24 protein-coding genes, 1 tRNA gene and 1 riboswitch are annotated in these 24671 nt (G+C 68.5%); of the genes, 8 read left to right on the top strand and 17 right to left on the bottom strand.

The window, feature by feature from the left end; all coding sequences use genetic code 11:
• Nucleotides 1-226: 226 nt before the first annotated feature.
• The 3 genes from ABNF97_RS03460 (at nt 227) to ABNF97_RS03450 (ending at nt 3595) form a co-directional block, all read left to right on the top strand.
• Nucleotides 227-958 carry a hypothetical protein gene (locus tag ABNF97_RS03460; protein WP_349337625.1) on the top strand — a complete coding sequence of 244 codons (732 nt, stop codon included), beginning with the start codon at nt 227-229 and terminating at the stop codon, nt 956-958.
• A gap of 181 nt (nt 959-1139) precedes the next feature.
• Nucleotides 1140-2549 (top strand): hemolysin family protein, encoded by a 1410-nt coding sequence (locus ABNF97_RS03455; RefSeq protein WP_349337624.1) that lies wholly within the window; start codon nt 1140-1142, stop codon nt 2547-2549.
• Nucleotides 2546-3595 (top strand): hemolysin family protein, encoded by a 1050-nt coding sequence (locus ABNF97_RS03450; protein WP_349337623.1) that lies wholly within the window; start codon nt 2546-2548, stop codon nt 3593-3595. The genes ABNF97_RS03455 and ABNF97_RS03450 overlap by 4 nt, the downstream gene beginning before the upstream one ends.
• Before the next feature lie 48 nt (nt 3596-3643).
• On the opposite strand, the gene ABNF97_RS03445 is transcribed toward ABNF97_RS03450, so the two are convergent.
• The gene (locus ABNF97_RS03445; protein ID WP_349337622.1) at nt 3644-5635 is read right to left on the bottom strand and encodes an N-acetylmuramoyl-L-alanine amidase; all 1992 of its coding nucleotides are present in this window, start codon (nt 5633-5635) and stop codon (nt 3644-3646) included.
• Between the two features lie 290 nt (nt 5636-5925).
• Nucleotides 5926-6066: riboswitch (cyclic di-AMP (ydaO/yuaA leader) on the top strand.
• A gap of 12 nt (nt 6067-6078) precedes the next feature.
• On the opposite strand from ABNF97_RS03445, the gene ABNF97_RS03440 reads away from it, so the two are divergent.
• Nucleotides 6079-7116 carry an NlpC/P60 family protein gene (locus ABNF97_RS03440; RefSeq protein WP_130461171.1) on the top strand — a complete coding sequence of 346 codons (1038 nt, stop codon included), beginning with the start codon at nt 6079-6081 and terminating at the stop codon, nt 7114-7116.
• 95 nt (nt 7117-7211) lie between these two features.
• On the opposite strand, the gene dcd is transcribed toward ABNF97_RS03440, so the two are convergent.
• Entirely contained in the window at nt 7212-7790 is a 579-nt protein-coding gene (gene dcd, locus ABNF97_RS03435; RefSeq protein WP_349337621.1) for a dCTP deaminase, read from the bottom strand.
• 110 nt (nt 7791-7900) lie between these two features.
• On the opposite strand from dcd, the gene ABNF97_RS03430 reads away from it, so the two are divergent.
• A complete protein-coding gene (locus ABNF97_RS03430; RefSeq protein WP_130461169.1) occupies nt 7901-8470 on the top strand; it encodes a pyridoxamine 5'-phosphate oxidase family protein in 570 nt (189 codons plus the stop codon).
• A gap of 1 nt (nt 8471) precedes the next feature.
• Here ABNF97_RS03430 and ABNF97_RS03425 read toward each other — a convergent pair whose 3' ends face one another.
• Complete coding sequence (locus ABNF97_RS03425) at nt 8472-9470, bottom strand: zinc metalloprotease (RefSeq protein WP_130461168.1); 999 nt, start codon at nt 9468-9470, stop codon at nt 8472-8474.
• 212 nt (nt 9471-9682) lie between these two features.
• Here ABNF97_RS03425 and ABNF97_RS03420 point away from each other — a divergent pair.
• A tRNA-Gly gene (locus tag ABNF97_RS03420) sits at nt 9683-9756 on the top strand.
• A 60-nt stretch (nt 9757-9816) separates the two neighbouring features.
• Here ABNF97_RS03420 and ABNF97_RS03415 read toward each other — a convergent pair.
• The 12 genes from ABNF97_RS03415 to ABNF97_RS03360 all read right to left on the bottom strand — a co-directional run bounded on the left by ABNF97_RS03415 (nt 9817) and on the right by ABNF97_RS03360 (nt 18706).
• Entirely contained in the window at nt 9817-11043 is a 1227-nt protein-coding gene (locus tag ABNF97_RS03415) for a tyrosine-type recombinase/integrase (RefSeq protein ID WP_349337619.1), read from the bottom strand.
• Nucleotides 11043-11249 carry a helix-turn-helix domain-containing protein gene (locus ABNF97_RS03410; protein ID WP_349337618.1) on the bottom strand — a complete coding sequence of 69 codons (207 nt, stop codon included), beginning with the start codon at nt 11247-11249 and terminating at the stop codon, nt 11043-11045. Before ABNF97_RS03410 ends, ABNF97_RS03415 begins: the two co-directional genes overlap by 1 nt.
• Nucleotides 11250-11254: 5 nt before the next feature.
• Nucleotides 11255-13012: a replication initiator gene (locus ABNF97_RS03405; protein WP_349337617.1), complete on the bottom strand. Its 1758-nt coding sequence runs from the start codon at nt 13010-13012 to the stop codon at nt 11255-11257.
• Nucleotides 13009-13581, bottom strand: coding sequence for a DUF2637 domain-containing protein (locus tag ABNF97_RS03400; RefSeq protein ID WP_349337616.1), 573 nt, complete (start codon nt 13579-13581; stop codon nt 13009-13011). Before ABNF97_RS03400 ends, ABNF97_RS03405 begins: the two co-directional genes overlap by 4 nt.
• The gene (locus tag ABNF97_RS03395; RefSeq protein WP_349337615.1) at nt 13578-13763 is read right to left on the bottom strand and encodes a hypothetical protein; all 186 of its coding nucleotides are present in this window, start codon (nt 13761-13763) and stop codon (nt 13578-13580) included. Before ABNF97_RS03395 ends, ABNF97_RS03400 begins: the two co-directional genes overlap by 4 nt.
• On the bottom strand, nt 13760-13948 hold the full coding sequence (locus ABNF97_RS03390; RefSeq protein ID WP_349337614.1) for a hypothetical protein: 189 nt from the start codon (nt 13946-13948) through the stop codon (nt 13760-13762). The genes ABNF97_RS03395 and ABNF97_RS03390 overlap by 4 nt, the downstream gene beginning before the upstream one ends.
• Before the next feature lie 6 nt (nt 13949-13954).
• Nucleotides 13955-14215 (bottom strand): hypothetical protein, encoded by a 261-nt coding sequence (locus ABNF97_RS03385; protein ID WP_349337613.1) that lies wholly within the window; start codon nt 14213-14215, stop codon nt 13955-13957.
• Nucleotides 14212-15816 (bottom strand): FtsK/SpoIIIE domain-containing protein, encoded by a 1605-nt coding sequence (locus tag ABNF97_RS03380; protein WP_349337612.1) that lies wholly within the window; start codon nt 15814-15816, stop codon nt 14212-14214. The genes ABNF97_RS03385 and ABNF97_RS03380 overlap by 4 nt, the downstream gene beginning before the upstream one ends.
• 304 nt (nt 15817-16120) lie before the next feature.
• Complete coding sequence (locus tag ABNF97_RS03375; RefSeq protein WP_349337611.1) at nt 16121-16525, bottom strand: transcriptional regulator; 405 nt, start codon at nt 16523-16525, stop codon at nt 16121-16123.
• 177 nt (nt 16526-16702) lie between these two features.
• The gene (locus tag ABNF97_RS03370; RefSeq protein ID WP_349337610.1) at nt 16703-17491 is read right to left on the bottom strand and encodes a glycosyltransferase; all 789 of its coding nucleotides are present in this window, start codon (nt 17489-17491) and stop codon (nt 16703-16705) included.
• On the bottom strand, nt 17479-18291 hold the full coding sequence (locus ABNF97_RS03365) for a GntR family transcriptional regulator (RefSeq protein ID WP_349337609.1): 813 nt from the start codon (nt 18289-18291) through the stop codon (nt 17479-17481). The genes ABNF97_RS03370 and ABNF97_RS03365 overlap by 13 nt, the downstream gene beginning before the upstream one ends.
• Before the next feature lie 61 nt (nt 18292-18352).
• Nucleotides 18353-18706 carry a hypothetical protein gene (locus ABNF97_RS03360; RefSeq protein WP_349337608.1) on the bottom strand — a complete coding sequence of 118 codons (354 nt, stop codon included), beginning with the start codon at nt 18704-18706 and terminating at the stop codon, nt 18353-18355.
• An 897-nt stretch (nt 18707-19603) separates the two neighbouring features.
• Here ABNF97_RS03360 and ABNF97_RS03355 point away from each other — a divergent pair.
• Entirely contained in the window at nt 19604-20371 is a 768-nt protein-coding gene (locus tag ABNF97_RS03355) for a GntR family transcriptional regulator (protein ID WP_349337607.1), read from the top strand.
• 535 nt (nt 20372-20906) lie between these two features.
• Here the strand turns inward: ABNF97_RS03355 and ABNF97_RS03350 are convergent.
• Together ABNF97_RS03350 and ABNF97_RS03345 are read right to left on the bottom strand one after the other, a co-directional pair.
• Entirely contained in the window at nt 20907-21284 is a 378-nt protein-coding gene (locus ABNF97_RS03350) for a very short patch repair endonuclease (RefSeq protein ID WP_502930435.1), read from the bottom strand.
• Between the two features lie 47 nt (nt 21285-21331).
• Nucleotides 21332-22417: a DNA cytosine methyltransferase gene (locus ABNF97_RS03345; RefSeq protein ID WP_349337605.1), complete on the bottom strand. Its 1086-nt coding sequence runs from the start codon at nt 22415-22417 to the stop codon at nt 21332-21334.
• 136 nt (nt 22418-22553) lie between these two features.
• Here ABNF97_RS03345 and ABNF97_RS03340 point away from each other — a divergent pair, with 136 nt between their 5' ends.
• Nucleotides 22554-24593 carry an ATP-binding protein gene (locus tag ABNF97_RS03340; RefSeq protein ID WP_349337604.1) on the top strand — a complete coding sequence of 680 codons (2040 nt, stop codon included), beginning with the start codon at nt 22554-22556 and terminating at the stop codon, nt 24591-24593.
• Nucleotides 24594-24671 lie beyond the last annotated feature (78 nt).

Here is a 24671-nt window from a genome sequence, read left to right as displayed (position 1 = left end):
CCCGTCCGTACACTGTGGATCGGCACCCGGTCCACTGCCGGGCGCCACAGTCACGGACTGCGGTGAACCACACACGGCGCTCGTTCGTACCTGTCGATGTCGGACCGCCGTCGGCGGCCCCGACCAGACGACGGTGGGCCGACGGCCCAGGCGATTGGTGGGCCGACGGCCCAGACGACGGTGGGCCGACGGCGGCCCCCTTCGACCGTGAGGAGGCGGGCGCCGCGTGGCGGAAAGCGCACCACACCGGATGGTGGCGGAGTCCAGCGGGCGACACCGGAGGGTCGGGCCGGTCGTCCGGCCCGACCGGGCCGGACGCCGGCTCCGGCTGATCTCCACGGTGGGGCTTGGAGCAGGGTTGCTGCTTCTTGCGATCCCGTTCGGGGCGGAGACGCTCCGGACGACGGTCTGGGGTGGCGGAACCGAGCCGCGGGGCGGGATACCGGCAGCGGTGGCCAGCCCGCCGGCACCGGAGTCGACCCCGGCTGCCGGGCCGACCCCGGCGGACGCCCCGCCGACCGGTCCGGCCGCCCCGACCCCGACCGCGACCTCGACGGCGAACCCGACCTCGACACCCCGGGCGACCGGTGCTCCGGCACCGACCCCGCCGGTACCGTCGAGGCCACCGCTGGCGGATGCGGCGGCGCCGACGCCACCCGCGACCACCGGTCCGCAGCCTCCCGCGACCACAAGCCCCCCGCCGCCGCAGCCCGTGCTGCTCGGCCCGAACGGCCGGGACGAGCTGGCCAGGATGATGGACCGCTACTGCGACGCGCACGTCGGCGGGCTGAGCTGGGCGGACACCCGTGACGACGGCGGTTGGGAGTGCGGTCGGCTGCTGTTGCCGGCCCGGACCGTCGACATCGACCGGGCCTGCCGGGACAGCTACGGCGATGCGGCGTTCGCGGAGAACCGAGCGGGCCGCGACCCGTTCGGCTGGCGCTGCTTCCGGCACTGAGCCACCGGGGTACGCCGTCCGGCCCGGTGGCCGGTTCCCTGCTGCTCGGCCGGCACGACGCCGCCGCGCGCACCGGGCAGCCGACGCCTGGTCGGGGCGGTACTGTGCTCGATTATCGCGGGCGGGACGCAACCACGGTCGAGGTGAACGCATCATCGACGCCCTACTCCTCAGCACCCTGTTGCCGCTGCTCGGCTTCGTCCTGTTGACCGGCGGGAACGCGCTCTTCGTCGCGGCCGAGTTCGCACTGGTCACCGTGGACCGGGCGGAACTCGACCGGCGGGTGGCCGGCGGCGACCGGCGGGCCGGTACGGTCCGCAAGGCGCTGCGTGAACTCTCCTTCCAACTCTCCGGCGCGCAGCTCGGGATCACCATCACCGCCCTGCTCACCGGCTATCTCGCCGAGCCGGCGCTGGCCAAGCTCTTCGCCCCGCTGCTCCGGCCGGTCGCCGGGGACGCCACCGGGCGGGCCACCCCGCTGCTGGCGCTGGCCCTGGCGACGCTCCTGTCGATGCTCTTCGGCGAGCTGGTGCCGAAGAACGCCGCGCTGGCCCGGCCGATGCGGGCCGCGCTGGCCACCGCGGGGCCGATGCGGGCCTTCTCCCGGATCTTCGGCTGGTTGATCCGGGCCCTGAACAACTCGGCGAACTGGCTGGTCCGTCGCCTCGGCGTCGAACCGCAGGAGGAGCTGGCCAGCGCCCGCTCCGCCGAGGAACTCGGCCTGCTGGCGGCGATCTCGGCCCGGGCCGGGGCCCTGCCCCGGGAGACCGCGATGCTACTGCAACGGACGATCCGGTTCGGCGACAAGCGGGCCGCCGAGGCGATGACACCCCGGGTCGACGTGGTCGCGCTGCGGGCCACCGCCTCCGTCGCCGAGCTGCTGGCGCTGGCCCAGCAGACCGGCCGGACCCGGTTCCCCGTCTACGAGGAGACCGTGGACCTGGTGACCGGGGTGGCCGGGGTGGTCGACGCGCTGGGCGTACCACCGAACCGCCGGGCCGTCACCACGGTGGCCACGGTGGCCCGGGAGCCGGTGTACGTGCCGGAGAGCCTGGACCTGGACGGCGTACTCGCGGCGCTCCGCTCGGCCGGCGCGGACCTGGCGATCGTGGTCGACGAGTACGGCGGCACCGACGGCGTGGTGACCGTCGAGGACCTGGTCGAGGAGCTGGTCGGGGAGATCGCGGACGAGTTCGACCCGGTCGCCGAGGGGCTCGGCCGGCAGGTGGCCGGGTTCAACCCACGGGCGGCCGGGTTCGACCCGCAGCGGGCCGGGCGCGACCCGCGGGCGGCCCGGTCCGGCGCGGCCGCCGCCGAGGAGGGCCCGGTCGCGTCGAGGGTGCCGGGCGGGGAACGCACGGTGCTGGTCGACGGGATGCTGCGCGGGGACGAGGTGATCGAACAGGTCGGCTTCCGGCTGCCCGAGGGCCCGTACGAGACACTCGCCGGATTTCTGCTGGCCCGGCTGGGCCACATCCCGGTGGCCGGCGAGACCGTCGAGGAGCAGGGCTTCGAGTTCACCGTGGTCGAGGTGGTCCGGCATCGGATCGAGCGGGTCCGGGTGGTCCGGCCGGAGGAGGTCGCGGGGTGAATCTGCTGATCACCCTGGGCCTGCTGCTCGGCAACGCCTTCTTCGTAGGCAGCGAGTTCGCGCTGATCGCGTCCCGGCGTACCGTGATCGAGCCGCTGGCGGCCGGTTCGCAGCGCGCCCGGTGGGCGCTCTCGGCGATGAACCAGATCCCGCTGATGATCGCCGGTGCCCAGCTCGGCATCACGATCTGCTCGCTCGGCCTCGGCGCCATCGCCGAGCCGGCGCTGGCGCACCTGCTGGAGGGGCCGTTCCACGCCGCCGGGTTGCCGGACCGTGCCGTGCACCCGGTCGCCTTCGTGTGCGCGCTCGGCGTGGTGGTCTTCCTACACACCGTGATCGGCGAGATGGTGCCGAAGAACATCACCCTGGCCGGGCCGGAGCTGTCCGCGCTCTGGCTCGGGCCGGCGATGCTGGCGTTCTGCGTGGCGACCAAGCCGCTGCTGCTGGCGATGAAGTGGGCGTCGGCGCGGATCCTGAGTCTGTGGCGGATCGAGGCCACCGACGCGGTGAAGACGGTCTTCACCGCCGAGGAGTTCGCCGGGCTGGTCTCGCAGGCGCGTACCGAGGGGTTGCTCGGCTCCGAGGAGCATGCCCGGATCACCGGCGCGCTGGCCCTGAACCGACGTACCGCCGCGGACGCGATGCGGCCCTGGGCGACCGTCACCACCGTGGCCGAGGAGGTCTCCGCGGCCTCCCTGGAGGTGTTGGCGACCCGCACCGGCCGGTCCCGGTTTCCGGTGGTGCAGCGCTCCACCCGCCGGGTGCTGGGCTTCGTGCACGTCAAGGACATCATCGGGTACTCCGGTGCCGCCCGCCGGGCGCCGGTGCCGGCGGCGCTGCTCCGGCCGCTGGCCGTGGTGCCGCCGGACCGGAGCCTCGCCGACCTGCTGCTGGCGATGCGCCGGGAGCGCCGGCACATGGTGCTGGTCGGCGACGGGCGGGTGCCGATGGGTGTGGTCACGCTGGACGACGTGCTCACCGCCGTCGTCGGGACGGCCACGGACCCCACCGGCACCGCGCAACAACCCGCACCGACGGCCGGTTAGCCCCGTCGCGGCGCGCTGCCGGTCAGCCCTGTCGCGGTGTGCTGCCGGTTAGCCCTGTCGCGGTGCGCCGACCGGCGACGGCAGCAGGCGTACGTCGTCCGCGTTCACGAACATGATCCGGTGACCGAACTGGATCTGCACGTACCGCAGGTCGCCCCGGATCACCGTCCAGTCACCCGGTGACGAGCCGTCGAAGGTGCTGGCCCGGTAGTACTCGCTGGGCAGTACGTTGCCGACGGCGTACCGCTGCCCGGCGGCGAGGGTGTACTGCAACGGCGTGACCGCCTGCACCGGCACGCCGGCCGGGTAGGCGTCCGCCTCCGGGTACGCCCTGCCGTACACCGGAATCGTCGCCCGGCCCGGCTTCGGGGTCGCGACCAGCCCGAGCGTCCACTTCGCGGTCGGGTTCGACCTCGGGTTGTGGAACCACGCCTTCTGCCCGAGGTACCAGATCGCGGTCCAGTCGCCCTGCCGGCCGGCGAGCGCGTACGTCTGCCCGGCCGACGCCCGGGCGCCGTGGTCGGAGATGTGCATCGTGTTCGGGGTGCCGTCCGGACGCAGCGCGATGTCGTTGACCAGCGGCGCGTCGGCGGCCGGCGCGGTACGCAGGATCACCGCCGACGATCCCCGGGCCGGGCAGGGCACCCCGGCGGTCTCGCAGCCGGTGAAGGCCGGCCGGTTGGTGGCGAAGTCCGGGGCGATGGTGACCAGGCCGGCGGCCGGGATGCCGATGCCCCGCAGCGGTGCCCTCAGCAGGTCGAAGTAGTGCGACCAGTCCCAGTACGGGCCCGGGTCCCAGTGCATGCCGCGCACGTTCGCCGGCAGGATGCCGGGGACGTTGTCGTGCCCGATGATGTGGTGGCGGTCCAGCGGGATGTCGTACCGGTCGGCGAGGTAGCGGACCAGCTTGGCCGAGGTCCGGTACATCGCCTCGGTGTACCAGGTGCCCTGGGCGGCGAAGCCCTCGTGTTCGAGGCCGATCGCCTTGGCGTTGACGTACCAGTTGCCGGCGTGCCAGGCCACGTCCTTGCCCTTGACATGCTGCGCGATGTGCCCGTCCGCCGAGCGGAGCGTGTACTGCCAGCTCACGTAGGTGGGATCCTGCACCAGCCGCAGCGTGGTGTCGTAGCTGCCCTCGGTGTCGTGGATGACGATGTACTCGATCTTCTGCCGGCCGGGCCGGTCGGAGAGGTCGTGGTTGCCGTAGTCGCCGTCCCCGAACGCCTGGTAGGGCGCGGGGATCCACTCGCAGGAGATGTCGCGGGGGCACTCCAGCCCGTCCGGGCGGGGCCGGCCGGGCAGGCCGAGCCGGTCCAGCCAGGAGCGCTGCGGGACGATCCCGGGTCGGCCGGGCAGGGTGATCCGGTGGCCGTCGTCGGTGGTCCGGCTGGCGCCCTCGGCGATGGTCCGGTACACCTCGTCGGCGAAGGCCGCGGCGGCGTCCGCGCGGTCGCTGCCGGCGTACCGGGCCACCGCGCCGTACCAGGCCGCCGGGTCGCTGGCCGGGCCCGTCGGTGCGGCCAGCGCCCGCTGGTACGACGCCAGCAGCGCCGCCCCGCCCCGGATGTTCGCCGCCGGTTCGGCGCGGAGCAGGTGCTCGTCGGCTCCGGTCAGTGCGGCGGCGGCGTCCAGGGTCTGCCCGCCGGGGGGTGGGGCGCCGGTCCGGTCGGCGTGCGGGCCGGCGGGTCCGGTCGCGGGGCGGGCGGGTCGGGCCGGGTCGCCGCGCCGGTCCTCGCCGTGTTCGGGATGCCCCGGCTCGGCGGCGAGTCCGGCGACGTCGGTGAGGTGCATCGGGCCGTACCCGCCGCTGGTGCTCGGCGTGCCGGCGTTGGTGTCCCAGCGGGATTCCAGATAGGAGACGCCGAGCAGCACGCTCTCGGGTACGCCGAACTCGGCCGCCGCCGCGGCGTACTCCTGTTGCCGGGTGTCGGGGGCCGCGACGGCGGCTGGCGCGGGGCTGGCCGGCAGCAGCGCGGCGGCGCCGGCGATCGCGACCCCGATCGCGAATTTCCTGCTCAGCGGGTGTGTCGTGGGAAGCATCGAACCTCCATGAGCCGGGAGTGGCCTTGATGATCACCCTCCACCCGGGACCGTTGTCGGTCAATACCTGCCGAGCATGCTGCTCACCATGTAGAAATCTTTCACCCACTCCACCACGGATACCGAGCGTGTCCGGCGGACCCGGCGGGGTCCGAACGGCTTTCCCACCGTCAGCGACGGCCCCAATACCTAACGAATCGACTCCAATCACGGGGTTGCGTTTGGATAACACCCTTCTCTAGTGTTGGGGACCGTCGAGCCGACGGCAGGCCGCCTAGCCGGGCGGCGACGTCTCGACACCGCCGAATCGTCACACTCAGCGAACCGGGGACCCGAGCTTCATGGGGTGAATCCGCGTCGAACGCGGTAGGGCGACAATCTTCCCGCCCGAACCCGTCAGCTAACCCGGTAGGCGGGCTACGGAAGAAGGAGTACGGACCCCGGTGGCTCCCCCTGCCCCGCTGCGGTCGTCATCCCTCCGGTCGGCATCCACCGACTCCGGGGACACGAAACCGCGCTCTCGAAGGTCCATTCTCGCCATCGCGATCACCGCACTCGCCAGCGCCGCCGTGCTCTTCACCGGCACGACGCCGGCGCTCGCCGAGCCGACGGTGGCCGAGATCGAGCAGCAGATCGACACCGCCTGGCGCAAGCTGGAACCGGTCGTCGAGAAGCACAACGCCACCCGGCAGGACCTGGCGGCGAAGAAGAAGCAGGCCGCCGCCCTGCAGAAGAAGATCGCCCCGCTCCAGTCGCAGATCGACGCCGCGATGAACCGGGTGAGCGACTTCGCCGTGCAGGCGTACAAGGGTGACAAGGCCTCGGCGGTCAACGCCCTGCTCACCTCGAAGTCGCCGACCGCGCTGGTCGGCCAGCTCTCGGTGCTCGACCAGTTCGCGCGGCAGCAGCAGCGCGAGGTGCAGGCGGTCGTCGCACTCAAGGAGAAGTACGCCGCCCAGAAGGCCCCGCTGGACCGGCTGGTCAGCCAGCTGACCAAGACCGAGGCGGAACTGGCGGCGAAGAAGAAGGAGATCGACGCCGAGGTCGACCGGCTTCAGAAGCTGCGGATCCAGGCGTACGGGAACGGCTCGGCCGGCCCGCTGCGGCCCGCGCCCTGCCCGGCCACCTACCCCGGAGGCGCGGCCGGCAAGGCGGTCAAGTTCGCCTGCGCCCAGATCGGCAAGCCCTACAAGTGGGGTGCCGACGGCCCCGGCTCGTACGACTGCTCCGGCCTGACCCTGGCCGCGTGGGCCAAGGGCGGCGTCTCGCTGCCGCACAACGCCCGCGCCCAGCGCGGCGCGGTGAAGTCGGTCAGCCGTTCCGCGCTACGCCCCGGTGACCTCGTCTTCTACTACGCCAACCTGAGCCACGTCGGCATGTACGTCGGTGACGGCTGGATCGTGCACGCCTCCCGGGCCGGCGAACCGATCAAGATGAAGCGGCTGGGCACCGACATCCACAGCTTCGGTCGACCGGGCTGACGCCTCCCGGACCAGGCCAACGGCAGAACCCCCGTCGCGCGACTGCGGCGGGGGTTCTGCCGTTCGATCCGGGGTTGGCCGGCGCGGGCGTGGCGTCAGTGGGTGGGCCAGGTGCGCCAGTTCTGCCAGGAGCGGCTCGGGGTGGGGCCGCGCTGTCCCTGGTAGCGCGAGCCGTAGACGGCCGATCCGTACGGGTGCGCGGACGGCGACGAGAGCCGGAAGATGCAGAGCTGGCCGATCTTCATCCCCGGCCAGAGCCGGATCGGCAGGTTGGCCACGTTCGACAGCTCCAGCGTGACGTGTCCGGAGAATCCGGGATCGATGAAGCCCGCGGTCGAGTGGGTGAGCAGGCCGAGCCGGCCCAGACTCGACTTGCCCTCCAACCGGCCCGCGAGCTGATCGCCGAGGGAGATCACCTCCAGCGTCGAGGCGAGCACGAACTCGCCTGGGTGCAGCACGAACGGCTCGCCGTCCGGCACGTCGACCAGCGAGGTCAGGTCGTCCTGCTGCACGGCCGGGTCGATGTGCGTGTAGAGGTGGTTGTTGAAGACCCGGAAGAGCCGGTCCAGGCGTACGTCGATGCTCGACGGCTGCACCAGCGCGGGATCGAACGGCTCCAGCGCGAGCGTGCCCGACTTCATCTCGATCACTAGGTCGTGGTCGGAGAGCAGCACCGGATCACCTTAGCGAGTCGAGGGCGGCGATCGGCCGCGACCTCGCCGATGGGTGGGACGCGGGTGGGATCGGGGTAGGTGATCGAACATGTGTTCGATAGAATGTACGCATGGCATCCTGGTCCGAATTCGCCTCTGACGAGCCCCGACTCGCCGACGCGATCCGCGTCCTCATCCAGCAGTACGGCCCGGGTCTCGGCTACCTGGCGACCGTGCGCGCCGACGGTGGGCCGCGGGTGCACCCGGTGTCCCCGGTCATCACCGACGAGGGACTCTTCTGTTTCGTCGTCGACTCCCCGAAGCGGCGCGACCTCGAACGGGACGGGCGCTACGCGCTGCACTCGTTTCCGCCCGAGGAGAGCGACGACGAGGCGTACGTCGCCGGCCGGGCCCGGCCGGTGACCGACCAGGCCCGGGTGGACCGGCTCGCCGGCAACCTGCGGGCCGCGCCGCAGGTCGACTGGCGGCTCTTCGAGTTCACCGTCGACGTGGCGATGGTGGCCCGGCACGGCAGCAACGGCGCCACCCCGCTCGCCGGCGGAGAGCGGTCCGAGCGACCCGCCGTGCAGGTCTGGCTCGACCCGGCCGGTGCCGTCACCGCACCCGAGGGCAGCGTCGCCGGCCCAAGGCGACGCGGCCGGCGCCGGGCCGTCGAAGAGCAGCCGGTCCCGGCGTCCTGACCTACGGCTCCCGGAACGCCTTCCACGCCTTCAGCATTCGGAACACCTGGCCGTACGTGAACTCGTACATGCAGTCGTCGACGGAGTAGTCCATGAAATTGTGGACCGGGTCGAGGCCCGGCCCCGTCGGGCAGGAGTCCCGTCCCTCCGGGCAGCCGAAGGCCGGTTCCGCCTCGGCGGGCGTGTCGAAGACGTGGTCACCCTGGCCCGCACAGCCCTGCTGAAAGGTGTGGTAGAGATTCAGCCAGTGCCCGATCTCGTGGATGGCCGTGTCACCGGCGTCGTACGGCGCCGCCGTGCCGCCCGGCAGCGACTCGGCGAGCACCACCACCCCGTCGTACGGGTCGAGGTCGCCCTTCGGGAAGGTGGCCCAGCCGAGTAGCTGGTCCTCCAGCAACCCGGTGTAGATGTTCAGGGTGTGCTTGCCGCCGACCCGCAGCCCACGCTTCATCTGCGCCTCCGCCGGGCTCTCCGACACGATCGGATACCAGGCCGGGTTGACCACCCGGTTCACCTTCTTCAACCTGAAGCGGAACGGCGTCCAGGCCCCACCGGTACGCCCACCGAAGGCGTCGTTGAGCACCCTCAACTGGGCGCGGATCATCGACATCGGGATGTTCCCGCCGGCCCTGCTCCGGTTCTCGCTGACCACGTGGAACACCACGTCGACGGTGATCCCGAACCCCCTCCCCGGTACGCCGAGCGGCGCGACCCCGACCCGTTGCGCGTACGCCGAGTCGACCGCACGCTCCAGTTCGGCGGCCTCGGCCGGGGTCAGCTCGTTCGGCTCGGTGATGTGCGGCGCACCGGGCCTCGCCCTGGCGCCTCGGACCACGGTGTGGCCTCCAATCGGCGCGACACAGCCCGATTCGTCCGACCGCCGGGCCGAGTCCGGAGGTGCCGCCATCGCCGGACCGGGTACGAGCAGCAAGACGAGAAACATGCTCGCCATGCCGGTCACGCCGGAACGCGACGACCACCGCAGCCCACGAAACGCCATTGCTACACCCTTTGCATTCAGAGAGTCGTCCTGCGATGACGCAGAGACATAGTTGCAGGTGCGGCGGACGTTACTAGCCGTGGCCCGAGTTGCAAACGAGGCAGTACGGCGTGGTTCACGACCGATCCGAGCCGACGGAAGGTGCTCGGGGTCGTACGGCCGGGGAGGGTGAGTGCATGATCGGACCCGACCGGGTACAGTGGGGTCCGCTCGCGGGTGTAGTTCAATGGCAGAACATCAGCTTCCCAAGCTGACAGTGCGGGTTCGATTCCCGTCACCCGCTCCAACAACGAAGGCCCAGGTCAGAGGACATTTCGTGACGCTGGGCCTTCGCCGTTTCTGATCTCTATCCGGGCGTCGTGCCCTCTGCGTGCCCCTCCGGTTTCGCGTGCCCTTCCGTGCCCGCCGTCGTGTCGCCGGTCGGGTCGGCGGGCGCCTGGTCCTGGTCCCCGTCGCCGGTGCGGTCGGTGGGCTTGCGCGCGTCCTCGACGAGCTTGCTCAGCGCGTCGGCGATCTTCCGGTCACGCCCGGCGGTCTTGTGTAGGTAGATGAGCGCGGCTCGGGTGGTGGAGTGGCCCATCCGGTCCATAAGGTCCCGCAGCGTCGCGCCGGTCTCCGCCGCCCAGGTGTTCCCGGTGTGTCGGAGGTCGTGGAAGTGTAGATCCGGGATGCCCGCTTCCGCTGTCGCCTTGCGCCAGTGGTCTTGGAAGTTCGACCGGCGTAGCGGCCCGTTCTTCGGCCCGACGAACAGCAACGCTTCCGGACCTTCCCCGGTGAAGTCCTTCAGGTGCCGTACGACGTCGGGCAGGCAGATGCTCGGGATGGTGACGACCCGGACGCTCGCGTCCGACTTCGGCGGGCCGAAGACGAGTTCCGCCGTCGGCAGCTCGACGACCGACCGCTCAACCAGCACGGTGCCGCTGTCCGTGTCGACGTGCTTCCGGGCGAGCGCCGCCAGCTCGCCCCAGCGCAGGGAGTTGAAGCAGGCCAGCAGGACGAGGAGCCGGTACCGGTCTGGCACCGCGCCCGCGATGGTGAACACCTGCTCGATGGTCGCCGTGGGCCGCTCAGGACTCTTCTCCTGGCCGGCGCCGGGGATCTGGCACGGGTTCTTTGTGATCAGCCGGTCGGACACTGCCGTGTTCAGGATCGACCGCAGCAGCCGGTACGCCTTCGCCACCGTGACCGGACCGACGCCGGCATCCAGCAGCTCCCGACGCCACTTGCGGAGCCGAGGCGTGGTGATTTCGGTCAGCGTGAGTTTGCCGAGAGCCGGAGCGATGTGCAGGCGTAGCAGCCCCTCGTAGAGCACGACCGTCTTTGGCCGCAGCTTCGGCCGCTCTCGAATCCACGCCTCGCCGTACGGGAGCAGGGCAACCTTGCCCGCTTCCGGGTCCAACCAGTCGCCCCGGGCGATCTCCGCTTCCTTTGCCGAAAGCCAGAGATCAGCATCCCGCTTCCGGTCGAAGGTGTCCGGCGCCGGCCGCAGTACGCCGTCCGGCCCGGGGTACCGCACCTGATAGCGCCCGGATGGGAGCTTGCGAACCCGGCCGAAGTGCCGCCGCTTCGGCATTACGCGGCCCTCCGCATGCTGACCGCCGGGGCAGCCGGGGTGACCCGGCCGGCGGCGACGAACGCGTCCAGGGCGTCAGGCTCGATCCGGACGTGAGCGCCGAGCTTGACGTACGCGATCCGCCGTTCCTCGATCAGCCGCCGGACGAATCGCGTCGAGGTGCGCAGCCGCTCCGCCGCCTCGTCGACTGTCAGTAGGTTGTCCACAGTGTTCACGCCTCCCCGTTTGCCGTTGTGCTTACTGCGGTTGCCGAAAGGTCGGGCACCGTTCCCTGGGCCGCCCGGTCCTTCGCGGCGAGGAGTTCGGTACGCCATCGGGCGCGTTCGGAGATGGCGCGCATGAGTCGGTGTGCCATCGGGCCGACGTCCGGATCGTCGGGCCGGGCCAGTTCCCACGCGTGGCGTACCGGTTTGGTGGTGGCGCCCTGGGCGTCGTCGACGCCGGCAAGGTCGGTGGTGACGCCGAGGAGCGCTTTCACCCAGGCGTGGGCATTGTGCTTGTGATCGGCGAGGGTCTTGCCGGACCAGTCACGGGAGATGAGGATGCGCCGGCCGCCGATGCCGAGGGTTTCCCGCTGATGCACCTTGCCCTTGCACCGGCCGGGCTTGAGCTTGGCGTGCGCCTTCTTCGGCTGGACGCCGTAGAGCAGCCAGTTGGCGCAACGGTCGGTGCACGGGGTGATCTGGAGTTGCTGCCAGAGCCGGTCGAGGTGGCGTTGCTGCCGCTCGGTGGCGATCTTGTGGCAGTCGCCGGTGGCCTTGGTGATGTACTTCGTGATGTATCGGATCGTCCGGGCGGCATCGTCGGTGCCGGGCATGACGCCGCGTGCGTCGACCTGCTTGCCGAAGCGGACGACGTGAACGGGTTCGGCGTCGGGGTCCTGGTCGATGGCGTCGAGCGCTTCCGTCCAGGTGGTCAACGGTTGCCGGGTGTCGGGGTCGACCCAGGCCGCCGCCTGCTCGTGCCAGACCGGCGGACGGTCGCGGGTGTAGAGCTGTACGTCGACGGACGGCCACCACACCTGGTGGTAGGTGGCCGCCGCCACGGTGCGCAGCACGTCACGCGGGATGGTGCCCCGGATGGCGAAGTGCGCGTGTGGGGCGAGTCGGCGTTGCGGCTCGACGCAGCCGGCGTATTGGACGTTCCAGCCCTCGCAGCGCCGGAGGTTCTGCCAGAACCGGTCGAGGAGTCGGGGGAAGTGAACGGCATCCCAGGCTGCCCGGCGGTAGTCGTACCGGTCGGGGTTGACCGGAGTGCCGTCGGACAGCACCGGCCCGTACGAGTCGAGGGTCAGGGTCAGCCACATCGACGGCCGGTAGGTCGAGCCGTCCGGGGCGGTGTAGACCTTGCCGACCGTTCGGCGCTCGACCTTGCGGCGGGGTAGGTCGGGTGCGTCCTGCCGCCGCTTGGTCGATCGCTTGCGCCGCCGGCCGGTGTCCTCGTCGCCCTGGCCGTCGTCGCCGGACTGGTGGGGCGGACCGACCCGGCCGCGTAGCCCTTCGGCCGTGATCGCCTCTTCCACCTCGCGGATGGCCTCGTCGAGGTCTTCGACCTGCTCCCACTCGGAGGCGCGGGCCGCCTCGTCGCGGCCGTACTCCAGGTGCGCCCGCAGCACGATCAGCGCCTTCTGCTCGTCGGTCGCGGGTTCCGGGCCGGGTAGGGGTTCGTCCGAGCGGTGCCAGCCCTCCCGGATCTGCGCCTGGCGTAGTCGGCGGTTCTTCTTCGCGCAGGCCGGGCACTTGTCCTCCCGGGTCGCGCCGCAGGGCAGGTCGATGACCTCGGTCTGCCCGGTGTTCAGGTCGGTGCGGCGCATGGCGAGGGGGCGGATGCAGACGCCGAATTCGGTGGCGACGTCTTTGAGGACGTCGACGGCGCGGGGTAGGCCCATCCGTGCCGCCCGCGACCCCGGCCGAGGTTGCTCCGGAGTCGGGGCGGACGGGTCGAGGCCGGGAAGGGTCGGTGCCGTCATCGGGCGACCCCGGCGGAACGGGTGGGGTGGACGACGCCGAGCGGAGGCAGCACCGTCGACGATCCCGGCCGCGATGCCGGTACCGGGGCGTAAACGATCGGCGTGCGGTCCTGGACCGGTTCGAGGTCGACGGCGACGGGTTCCGGGTCGGAATCGTCGACGGCGGCCGGCGCTTGGTCGTCGGTGGCCGCGATGGTGGCGGGTGCGCTGGACAGGACGACTTTGACCAGGGCGAGGAAGGCGAGGGAGGGAACGGCGGCCACGATCCAGCCCCAGACCGACGGTTCGGCTTCGGCGACCTGGGCGGCGAGGGAGAGGATGGCGAAGCCGACCAGGAGCACGGCGACGAACCCGACCGGACGACCAGCGCGACGCCGGGCGCGGATCTCCAGGCCGAGGTAGATGGCCATCAGCTCGACGGCAACCGCGTTGGCCCAGCCGATCCAGTCGGGTTGACCGTGCGCGACGGTCAGGTCATGCACATGAGTGAACGCGGCAGCGCCGGCCATCCCGCCGATGGCGAGCAGGATCAGCAGCCGGGCAGCGGCTTCGAGGCGTACCCGCATCATCGGCCCGCCCCCGTCCGCTCGGTGCGCAGATCCCGGACGACGTGGGCACCGTCGATGGTCCAGATGGCGCGGATGGCATGGTTCTCGCAGGTCCAGGCACGGGCGCTGGTCCCGTGCTCGATCTCGATCAGGCCCAGCCGGTCACAGGCCGGCTCGCCGGGGTGGAGGGTGCACGAGTTCATCGGTTGCCCTCCTCGTCGGGCCGGATGGTCAGGTCGATGCGGATGCGCCGGTACCGCAGTTCGGTGCGGTGGTGGATGAAGGCAGCCAGGCCGCGCAGGGCAGCCGCCGCCTTGTCGGGTGGCGCGGTGAGTCGGATGCGTAGCGGCCGGCGGAACGCAGCCGCGATGCGGTCGAGGGGTGTCATGGCTGGTCACCTCCGGGCCGGTCGGATGGTGGTGCGGATGTTGTCGGGCGGGTCGCCGAGGGTGGCCACGGCTTCGGACAGGCAGCGCCACAGCGCCCACGCCTCATCGGGCGTGAGGTACATGCGGCGGCGGCCGGCGCCTACGGCGAGGTAGACGGGGTACGGGTCCGGCCGGTCCGGGTCGACGCGTACCGATACGGCCGTGCTCTGCCCGGTCTCGCTCGGGGTGCGGAGGCGGTAGAACCGCCGTCCGGTCGGCTCGGTCACGCCTGCTCACCCCCGTCCTTGTCCGGGTCCTGCCCGAGGAGGTTGAGGAGCGCGTCGGGCAGCAGCGGGCCGGAGGAGCGCTGTCGGGGCAGGGATGGCCGGGCGGGTTCGGGGGCGGTTTCACGGCCGACCTGGGCCAGGATGTCCGCCGCGTCGACCGGAGCAGGAAAGCGCTCGGCCATGGTCCGGATCTCGTCGTCGGAAATGTAGGAGAACCGGACCCGGGCCGGTTCCGGGGTGCCGTCGAGGATGACGTACCCGACGCCCTTGGCCCAGCGCGGCATCTGGTCGGCCAGCGCGCCCCGGTCCCGGGCACCGTCGCCGAGCACCATGTCGACCTGCGACGCTTCGGTAAGGCCGAGCGCGATGCGGGTGGGGAAGAGGTCCCGGAACGGCAGGACTTCCTTGCGTGGGTCCTGCAACGCCGCCACGACCAGGACGCCGACCCCGGCACCCTGCGACAGCAGCAGCCCCAACGACGCGGCGATCCGCTTGCGCAGCTCGACGTCCTGGAGGTAGGCGGTCAGCGCGGCCATCTCGTCGATGACGACCACGACCAGGGGGTCGGCGACGGTCGGAGTGTGGACCCGGACAGCGCCGGCAAGCCTGGCCTGCCGTTCCCGCATGACGGTGACGGCTTCGTCCAGGAGGTCGGCCATTGCCTCGAACGACTTGCAGGCAAACCGGGCGAACATCGGCCGCCCCATGGCGAACTCCATCCCGCCCTTCGGGTCGATGACCCAGAGCCGCACCAGGCCAGAGGCGACCCCGCCGCCGAGTGCCCGGACGAGGGACCACAGCACCGAGCCCTTGCCGCGCCGGGTGGCGCCGCCGACCAGGACGTGAGTCGCCAGCAGGTGCAGGCACCAGGTACTCAGGTCATCCCGCCTGGCCAGTGGCAGCGCGGTGAAGTCCGGCGCCGCCGGGACGTCGAACGGCGGAACGACAGCGCGGAGCGCGTCAGTGCGGACCAGGACCACATAGACGACGCTGGGCCGGTCGCGGAACCGGACGGCATCAACCGCGCGGAGCAGCCACGCCCACCGCCCCGAGCGGGTAGGGCGATCGTCGGGATGCTCGGAGTACACCCGGGCATGCCGACGCCCGAACGCGTAGGCCAGGTTCGACGTGACTCGCTGGAAGTCCTCCGGCGTCTGACCGCGCACCATCCGGACCGCCAGCACGTCCAACGCCGGATCAGAGCGCACCGACAACAGCCGGGGCAGGACCGTTTGATGATCGAATCGTTCGGCCAGCCCGCACAGGGTCATAGCTTCACGCCACACCCGGCGGTAGACGGTCACCCGGCGGAACCAGCCGAGCAGCGGACCGGCGAACCAGGTCCACCACGATGCTTCGTGCCGCCACCGCCACACCGCCGACACCCCGCCGATCAGGACCAGCAGGGTGACGAGACCTTGCCAGCCGTAGTCGAGGCACACGGCGAGAAGCAACACCGTCGACGCGGTGGCGACCGGGTGGCGTAGGCACCACCACAGCGCCCGCCAGCCCCAGCGCAGCAGCAGGCCGGGAATCACCAGCCACAACGGAAGTTCGAGCCGCTTGGGCCGGATCACCATCAGGTCCCCGGCCGACGTCATCACCACTTCACCCCGAGGCCGCCCGATCATCGGACACCCCGCAGGGACACAAACCGGCCCGACGCGTCCCGGACCGCCGGCAGCGGCAGAACGAGCTGATCCGCGCACAACGGGCAACGGCCGTCCGTGCTATCGGTCGGGTCGAACCGGGACTGACACACACCACACCGCGACCGCACCTGAGCCGTACGGCGCCTACGCTTGGACACGTCAAAGACCTCTCTCATCACGAGCAGGGGGATTTGGCAAAGAGGGCGGGGCTGCCGTCCGCCAAGACCAGACAGCCCCGCCCACCCAGCAGCGGTCAGGCCGCCGCCAACGATGAGTCACGGGTGACGCCGGCCGGAGCGCGCATCCCGGTGGCCCGCAGCGAGTACGCCATCCGGTTGTTGTTCGTCACGTACGGCGTGACGGTCATGCCGTCGAACTCCACCGCCTCGAACGGCACGCCCGTCGGCGGCACCGGCTGGACGTCGGCCGAGATCTTGACCGTCGTCTCTCGCGACCGCTTGCCCAACTCCGGGTCGAGGTCCATCACCCGGACCTGCCACACCCGCTGACCCGTCACCTTGTCCTTTGCCGGGGACCGCCGGCCGGTTTTCTCGTCGTAGTCCTCCACCTCACCCAGCGACTCGGGCACCAACGCGCACCCCGCCGGGAACACGTCCTCACACCGGACCGCGAACCGGGTCCCACCACGCAGAGCCATCGCCCAGACCTCCGAAGCTTGTCTGCCAACCAATCAACTTGGCTGCCATGTATGAGCTTCGAAGGTATGGCGACTTGGCAGACAAGTCAACAAGTCGATCGGAAGTCGTCTGCTTTGAGCAGAAAGTCCCCTACGGGCGCGCGCCGAGGGATGCCGAGCCCGGCGGAGGCGGGAACGTCAGGAAGTTGGCAGGCCCGAAGCGGACGACGACGGCGAGGCCGACAGGAGCGACCGCAGGGCTTCGGCCCGTGCTTCGATGATCCGCATTCGTGCGGTGTGTTCGGCCGGGTCGCGGTGTGCGGCTTGGCCGGTCATCTGGCCGGGCCACTTGCGGTAGAGCAGGCCGGGTTCGGAGATGAAGTAGCCGTCACTGACGACGTTGGCCGCGATGAGTAGGCCGGTGTCCTCGGAGGCGGGTAGGGCCATCCAGCCGCCCAGGGCTAGGAGGAGATCCCGGCGCATGCACAGGGTCGCCGGGTGTACAGGTGCCCGGTAGTCGTTGGCCTTCCAGAAGGCGAGGACAGCACCGCGGCTGATCGGTCCGTCGGGTGGGTCCTTGTCCCATCCGTGGGTTGACCCGTCGGGATGCAGGTCCAGGACCCGTGACGTGACCCAGCCGAGGCGCGGATTGTCGGTGAGCGTGGCGATGTCCCGGGCGAGCGCGCCCGGGGTGAGTTGGTCGTCGGCGTCGAGGACCTTGACGAATTCGCCTTCCGCCCGTGCCAGGGCGAGGGTTCGGGCGACACCTGGGCCGCCGGGACGGCCGCTGCCGGGCAGGATTCGGGGATCGTCGGGGAGTTGGTCGAGCAGTAGCCCGTCCTGCCCGTCCTCCTGGACGAGCCACTGCCAATCCCACCCGTCCGGCATCTTCTGCCCGACCAACGACCCGTAGGCGTCGGCGAGGTAGCCGACGCTGGGCCAGTGAACCGGCGTGACGACCGAGACGAGTCGGCTCAAGCGTTCCACCGCTTCAGCTTCGTCGTGAAGCAGAGTTCCGTCCGGTCACCAGGAAAAACGATGTCCGCGATCTCTACCACGCGATCCCGGATGTCGTACGACGTCTTGCGCACGTCCAGGACGGCGACCCCGGCCTCAATGTCGAGTAGTTCCGCCTCGTCCGGCAGCGGCGGCCGGGCCTGTACGACCTCCTCGATCCGGTCCAGCTCGATACCGACGGTGGAGAGCTGATGTTGGGTGCCGCCGGGCCAGGGTTCGTAGTCGGCGGACAGTAGTTGCTTGTTCCCCTTCACCAGGTCATATGGCAGGTAGGAGTACGACGCCGACAGCGGCGCGGTTTCGTGCCGGGAACTGGTCCAGTAGACCCGGCGCAGCAGCGGCGCACCGACCCGCAGCCCGAAGGCCCCCGCCATCTCCTCGTCTGCCTTCACCTCGGAGTACTCGGCGTGGAACTTGAGGTCATCGACTGTCAGGCCGGTGTCATGCTCGGTGCCGCCGGTTCGCCGCCGCTCGGCCTCGTCGAGCAGTACCCGGTCCTTCTCCCACTGGTACCGCTCGGTGTTGCGCCGGCGGACCCGTTGTCGGGGCGCCCGCACGTAGGTGCCCCGACCCTGCTCCGCCCGTACCAGGCCCCATTCCCGAAGCTGCCGGATGGCGTTGCGCACGCTGGTTCGGGACAGCCCGGAGGAGTCGGCCAACTCCGTTTCGCTGGGCATGGCCGTACCCCGGGCAAGCTCGCCACTCTCGATTCGGGCGCGCAGCTCCTCCGCAAGCTGGAGGTAGCGCGGACGCCAGTCACGAGAATTCACGCCGCTTACGCTACCGCCTAGACGTTGATACGTCTGCCGGGCCGTCGACCTATCGCGCCGGTCAGCCACCGCCCTCGTCCCCAAGCAGCGGATCCTCTCGAAGCTGCCGGGCCCCGACCGGATGCGGAAGGTGCATGATCTCAGCGATCATCCGCCCTGTCTGCGCGAAGGTGAGCAGCACCGTTTCGGTAGACCCGTAGCGCGTGACATCGATCTTCAACAGCGGCGCGTGCGCCGCCCCCCGATCAGCGACGAGCTGGACGCTGAGCCACCCGCTGCCCTCCCGGCCGACGGTCGCCAGACGGCTACGGTGCCTTGTGTCCGCCGCCGCGCAGCCCTGACACCAGACCGGGCACACGTCGCGCCGTAGGCTCCCCACACACGGTGGATGCTTGCCTTGGTCATGGTCGGCCATCGTCGTCTCCCCGTGGCGGTGTGAATCCCGCTTGGTGCAGCAGTTCGTCCAAATGCCGAGCGAGCCGCCACACGTCGGCCAGCCGAAGCACCGACCCGCCAGATCCCTGCCACCGGCCGACAGCATGAAGCCTGAGCATCGGGTGACCCGCGTGCCCAGCGAACAGGTACACGACGGCGCTGCCGCCGGTGCGCCGGTCGCCGAAGGTCCTCACTGGTCCCTTGTGATGGCGAAGCGGGTGCTGCATTTGCGGCGGAATTACGAACTCGCACCGCTGAGGCACACACCAGGGCGGATGAACTACCTCAGGGCGATGTCTAGGCGCTTCGCTCACCGGGACCGCCTGCCGCCATGTCCCCGGAACTCCTGCCCGAGCGTCAGCAACGGCGCGTCACGCCAGCAGGCGTACTCACGCGTTCGGGCCGTTGCCCAGGACGGCGCAGCAGGCCGAGGAGTCGCGTGGGCCACGACTCGGCGTGCAGTGGGCACCGACCTTGCTTGTCGAGTGCGGCGCCAGAGCGAGCGCCAGAACGCGAGCCAGACAAGTAAGCGAGCACGACGCATCATGACCTCCTTGCAGGGCGATTGAGAGGGCCGCTGACCGGCTTCCCGGGGAAGGCTGAACCGGCCACCGGCCCCGATGACGGCACGGCGCACCACCGGGGATGGCGGCGTCGGGTATCGCCGTGCCTAGCTCAGGAACACGCGGGGACGCGTCGAACCACTGTTCAGCGCGTCAGTGCATCTAGATGTGCAGCCGAGGTGACGGCATGCCAACCCCTTGCCAGACCAGCTACCGCGACCGCACCTCAGAAAGGTACCTACAACCAGGCAGCTTGTCTATACATCCACGATGACGATGGATGGCTGACGAGAACACGGCAGACAGGTACGGTGATGGCCGTGCCAGCCCCGCACAGACAGCCCCGGTACCGTGCCATCGCAAACGAACTCCGGCGCCGCATCGCCGCAGGTGCGATCCCAGCTGGCGCCCTCATCCCCTCCGAAAGCACGCTGACCGTAGAGTTCCGCGTCGCCCGAGGAACCATCCGTGAAGCCATCAACCTGCTTCGCAGTGAGGGCCTAGTCGTCACTGAACACGGCCGAGGCACCTACGCACGCCCCAACCTGCCGATACATCGACTCGGCCCCGAGCGCTATCTGAACCGACTCCCACAGCCAGGAGACGAGGTTACCGAGCCCGGAAGTGATCGACTCCCGCCCGCTGAACAGGTCGACGCCGAATATCACGAAGTCTCGGCAGCTCCCGAACTCGCCGAGATGTTCGGGGTCGAGCCTGGAACTAGCCTGCTCGAACGCTGTCTTCTGGCTAGCGCGTACGGCGTGCCGCAACAACTGACAACTGCGTACTACCTGCTCGGGATGGTTGCTGGAACACCGGTAGCAGATCCACGTCGTGAACCATGGCCAGGCGGCCACGTGGCGCAGCTACGTTCACTCGGCGTCGAGGTGACAAAGGTCCAAGAAGTTGTACAGGCGCGAATGCCCACAACCGACGAGGTCAAATCTCTCCGATTGCCAATGGGCGTTCCTGTCCTCGCCGTGATCCGTCGGACCTACGCTCAAACGCGAACAGTAGAGGTTGCAACCAGCATGGTGCTTCCTGCGAACCGTACCGCTCTGGAGTACGAGATCCGGACATAGCTCTCCATGTCCAGCCGTCCAGACCTTTTATACGCTCTCAAGGCGGCCCAAAACTGGCTGCCTGCCACCAGGGCGCGCGTCTTTCGCTCCATCACGTCACACAACACGCCGGCGGGCTGCCGTGGCCAGCAGAGAGCCCCGAGGGCCCGCTTCAGAACGACAGAACGTTGCCCGGTGATCTGTGTGCCGGCAGCCTGCCGGGCCGTGCGGCCAAGAGCCCCGCGCGGTGTTGGGGAGCGCACGCCGGGTCTGCCGGCAGCCGCCAGCGGGATGGAGGGCTGCGGTTACTGCGCCTCTGGCGGGGGCGCTTCGGCTCCAGGATGGCCGGGCTTGCGTCGGCGGCTGACGGTCCCCGTGAGTGGTTGCGATGGGGAGCCATCGGGCTTGCCGCCGTCGACTCGGGCGAGCCATGCAGACCACCGACCGATCCGCCAGCGTCCGTACGAGCCGCCAAGGCCGTCTTGACGTGGCGGGCCTGGGGGCGGCCCGTCCCCCAGCGGGGCGGGTCGACGGCAGACGGGTTGGTCGCGTTCAGCTAGTGCCGGCGCGGCGACACTAGCGCGATTACGCGCATCACCGCCTCTTCGAGTTTTTCGTGTTCCCAGATGCGTACTACTGACCAACCTCGCTTAATCAAGCTCTCGTCCGTTGAGTTGTCGCGCGCCCTATTTGAAGCAATTTTATCGGCCCAGAATTCGGCGTTGCGCTTAGCGGCGGTGTAGTGCGCTGGGCACCCATGCCAGAAACATCCGTCGACAAACACGACCACTCGCGCTCGCGTAAAGACGATGTCTCCGGTTCGTCTGAGGTCAGATTCTGGACGATAGTTTACGCGGAATCGTAAACCACGGCGGTGCAGCGCCGAGCGTAGACGTAGCTCCGGACCGGTATCCCGGCCCTTGTTGCTGCGCATACTCTTTCGAGTCCCAGGAGTCGACGCCCAAGACTGTGCCTCGTGCGTCATTGAAGCACTCGGGCTGCTTCCCGCGTATGGGCAGCTACAAAGCGCGGAGGGATGGCGTTTCCAATCATTGCGGCGACGCCTTCCTTTCCGCCTTTCAAGGAGAACTTGTAGCCCATTGGGAAGGTTTGGAGTAGTGCCGCCTCACGCATGGTTATAGCGCGATGTTCCGATGGATGCAAGAACCGACCCCGCGACGGGTTGTGGCACCCTGTGGTGATCGTTGGCGCAGGTTTGTCCCAGGCCATACGGCCGTACACGTCGCGGAAGCCCGTCGTCCTCGTGTGGCATTCAAGCTGTTCAGTCAGATCCAGATCGGTCCTGCTCCCGCCATCTAATGGAATCTTCCGGATGAGGTCAAGAACCTTTTGGCTCCGGCGCTCTGGCAAGTCGTGGAGTGGGTCCCCGCTGTTTCCTGGACTGACAAGGCGACCGATGGCATTCCTTACGGTCCTTGCCAGTTGTGGTTTAGGTGCGGCGAAGTGGCCATCCCTTCCCACCAACAAGACGAGTCGCTGCCGGCGTTGCGGTACTCCGAAATTCGCGGCATTAAGAATCGCGTAGCCGCCTTCGGCTGGGTAGCCAAGAGAAGTCAGCCCCTCGACTAGCTGCTCCATCCGCACGTCATCTGCCAGCGCTGGCACGTTTTCGAGCAGGACTGCTTTCGGTTGGAAGGCCGCCACAAACCTGAGATAATCAAACACTAAGTCGTTACGTTCGTCGGCGACCGCCCGGCTTCGATTAAGCGTTCTCAAGTTCGAGAAGCCTTGGCACGGGGGGCAGCCGGCAAGGAGTCCGAGTTCTCCAGGGGCCAGGCCGAGACTCGCCATGGCCTTATGGGCATCGAGTTTACGGATGTCGGCGTTCCACATCCTGACTCTCTTGTGGTTGAGTCGGTATGTCTCGGCAGCGAGAGCGTTCAACTCGACCGCACCGACGACGCGAAATCCTGACTGCCTAAGACCCTGTGTGAGACCGCCAGCACCTGCGAAGAGGTCTAGAGCCGTCGGTCGCTGCCGCCGAGACTTCGCCTGCCCCGGATCTTGGTCTCCGCCAGCCATGTTGCTAACCTCGCTCGTCGCCACCTGCGCGATTGTGCCAGCCCCTGGGGTTCCAGCGCGAGCCTTGAAGCCGCAGTGTTGAAAGATCGAGCCGTTGCCAGGACTGACCGATGTGAGACACGGTCTGTTGTGGAACTGCCTCAGACAGTAGTGTCGCGGCATGGTGGGGGACGCAGCGCCGTCGGGGCGCAACTTCAAGATCCAGGTTATGGGCCGAACGCTGGAGCATCTTGGTGTCCAGATGTACAAGCGGCGGGACGCGGCCCTTGCCGAACTGGTAGCGAACGCTTGGGATGCTGGGGCCAAGTGCGTCCGCATCACGTTGCCCAGCCCACAGGGGTACGACTCAGCCGCAAGCTCGATCATCATAGAGGATGATGGGGCCGGAATGTCCGACACAGACCTCCAGAGTCAGTACCTAGTTATTGGACGAAACCGGCGAACTGACGAAGCCGCAGCTGCAGTGCAGGCGGGTTTGGAGGCTGCGCAGCAGCCAGCGGCCGAAGACCAGCCGCCTGCTCGGAAGGTCATGGGCCGCAAGGGAATCGGTAAGCTAGCTGGCTTCGGCTTAGCCCAGCGCATGACGGTCCAGACATGGCAGAACGATATTCTGACCACTGTCACTCTAGACGTTGAGCGCCTGAAGACTGACCCAGGGGACGTTCGAACCTTGGCGCTGCCAGGATCGGTTGAACCCTCTGCGGAAGCTACTCCGTCAGGAACTCGAATTACTTTGCAGGGCCTGAAGCACTCGACGGCACTTGAGGAAGATGACCTTCGCAACAGTCTTGCTAGGCGCTTTAGCAGGTCCGTTCGCGGAGTGATGGTAATTAAGGTTAACGGTACAGACGTAACCGATCCATTGTTGACTCTTTCGTATCGTGAACCAACGGGCTCTAATAGCGCGTTCACTCAGACCTTACCTTCGGGCGGTAAGGTGCACTGGTGGGCCGGATTCAGTACGAAGGTGCTGTCCTCGGAGATGCAAGGATTTGCTATCCTAGTTCGCGGCAAAACCGCTCAGGCGCCCCCCTACTTCTTTGATGTGGAAAGCAAAGCATCAGGCCAGCATGGCACCAAGTACCTTACCGGGGTCATCGAAGCGGACTTCCTAGACGAAGGCATCGATGATCAGAGTGACCGAATTTCTACCGACCGTCAGGAAATCGATTGGTCTGACGCCTCCATCAAGGACTTCAAGGAATGGGGCCAAGCACTGGTTCGTCGTCTGCTTCGAGAGCATGCTGATCGCAAGGGTGGCATCGCTCAGAAAAAGGTAGAGCAGAACCCCGAACTGGCGCGGCGACTCGAAGCGCTGGATCGTCCGTCGAAGGATCAGGCTAAGCGCTTTATTAAGGCAATCGGCTCGTCCGAGTCGGACTTAGAAAAAGTCGAAGATCTGGCCGACACGATTCTGCGCGCTTATGAGTATCGCCAGTTTCACGACTATATCGATCAAATCGATGCGGTTGCGGGCGATCCCGATCAACTGTATAAGCTGCTGGACCTGCTGCGCGGCTGGAAGGTTCTCGAAAGCCGGGCGGTCTTGGAAGTTGTCAAGGGCCGAATCGACATCGTCGACAAGTTCTATCGCATGATTACCGAGGATGCGCCGGAGACGGCACCCGGGATTGGTCGCGACAACATGCACGACTTGGTTGCGGACTACCCGTGGCTAATTAATCCAGAGTGGCAGGTCTTGGCTGAGGAAAAAACCCTTACCAAGCAGCTCCGAGAGTGGGGTGACATAGATATCCTTAACGCCGACGACCGGCGTAGATACGACTTTCTGGCGCTAGAAGGCGACGGCAATCTGATCGTAATAGAGATCAAAAGAGCCGGTCATCCGGTGGCGCTCAAGGATCTCCAGCAAGTAGAAGGCTATGCCGATCGGCTCCAGCAAAGCCGCGACAATGTTTCGATGGCTTTCATTACCGGAGATCGGTATGCAATCCCGAAGAAGACGTTCGAAGTATGGAATGACCGCGAGGATATTGAGCTGCTAACGTGGCGCGATATTCATGAGCGCACGAAGTCATTCTATGAGCACTATCGAGCTGTTCTTGAGGGTGACGTCGATCATGTGGCCTTCGATCGTAAGGCGAGAGAAGTGGCTAGGACCCGGGCTGTCCTCCATAGCGCCGCGTATCGCAGTCAGGACGACCGTCGGGCTGGTCTCGGACCTCAGGACTTCGACTAGACCCGGGGGGCCTTTATGGCCACCTTTGGTAACACAGGCACGGATTGAGTTTTGACGTGCAGTCGCTCGCGGTCGTCT

The sequence above is a fragment of the Plantactinospora sp. B6F1 genome, assembly GCF_040120695.1.
Taxonomy (GTDB): Bacteria; Actinomycetota; Actinomycetes; order Mycobacteriales; family Micromonosporaceae; genus Plantactinospora.
This window is presented reverse-complemented; position numbering and strand designations above follow the sequence as displayed.

Bases quoted from the DNA above. Each gene is read 5' to 3' on its own strand.
- ABNF97_RS03445 (WP_349337622.1), bottom strand. From the start codon at position 5,635: ATGCTTCCCACGACACACCCGCTGAGCAGGAAATTCGCGATCGGGGTC.
- ABNF97_RS03430 (WP_130461169.1), top strand. From the start codon at position 7,901: ATGGCATCCTGGTCCGAATTCGCCTCTGACGAGCCCCGACTCGCCGAC.
- ABNF97_RS03425 (WP_130461168.1), bottom strand. From the start codon at position 9,470: ATGGCGTTTCGTGGGCTGCGGTGGTCGTCGCGTTCCGGCGTGACCGGC.
- ABNF97_RS03415 (WP_349337619.1), bottom strand. From the start codon at position 11,043: ATGCCGAAGCGGCGGCACTTCGGCCGGGTTCGCAAGCTCCCATCCGGG.
- ABNF97_RS03405 (WP_349337617.1), bottom strand. From the start codon at position 13,012: ATGACGGCACCGACCCTTCCCGGCCTCGACCCGTCCGCCCCGACTCCG.
- ABNF97_RS03400 (WP_349337616.1), bottom strand. From the start codon at position 13,581: ATGATGCGGGTACGCCTCGAAGCCGCTGCCCGGCTGCTGATCCTGCTC.
- ABNF97_RS03395 (WP_349337615.1), bottom strand. From the start codon at position 13,763: ATGAACTCGTGCACCCTCCACCCCGGCGAGCCGGCCTGTGACCGGCTG.
- ABNF97_RS03390 (WP_349337614.1), bottom strand. From the start codon at position 13,948: ATGACACCCCTCGACCGCATCGCGGCTGCGTTCCGCCGGCCGCTACGC.
- ABNF97_RS03380 (WP_349337612.1), bottom strand. From the start codon at position 15,816: ATGACGTCGGCCGGGGACCTGATGGTGATCCGGCCCAAGCGGCTCGAA.
- ABNF97_RS03375 (WP_349337611.1), bottom strand. From the start codon at position 16,525: ATGGCTCTGCGTGGTGGGACCCGGTTCGCGGTCCGGTGTGAGGACGTG.
- ABNF97_RS03360 (WP_349337608.1), bottom strand. From the start codon at position 18,706: ATGGCCGACCATGACCAAGGCAAGCATCCACCGTGTGTGGGGAGCCTA.
- ABNF97_RS03355 (WP_349337607.1), top strand. From the start codon at position 19,604: ATGGCCGTGCCAGCCCCGCACAGACAGCCCCGGTACCGTGCCATCGCA.
- ABNF97_RS03350 (WP_502930435.1), bottom strand. From the start codon at position 21,284: ATGCGCAGCAACAAGGGCCGGGATACCGGTCCGGAGCTACGTCTACGC.
- ABNF97_RS03340 (WP_349337604.1), top strand. From the start codon at position 22,554: ATGGTGGGGGACGCAGCGCCGTCGGGGCGCAACTTCAAGATCCAGGTT.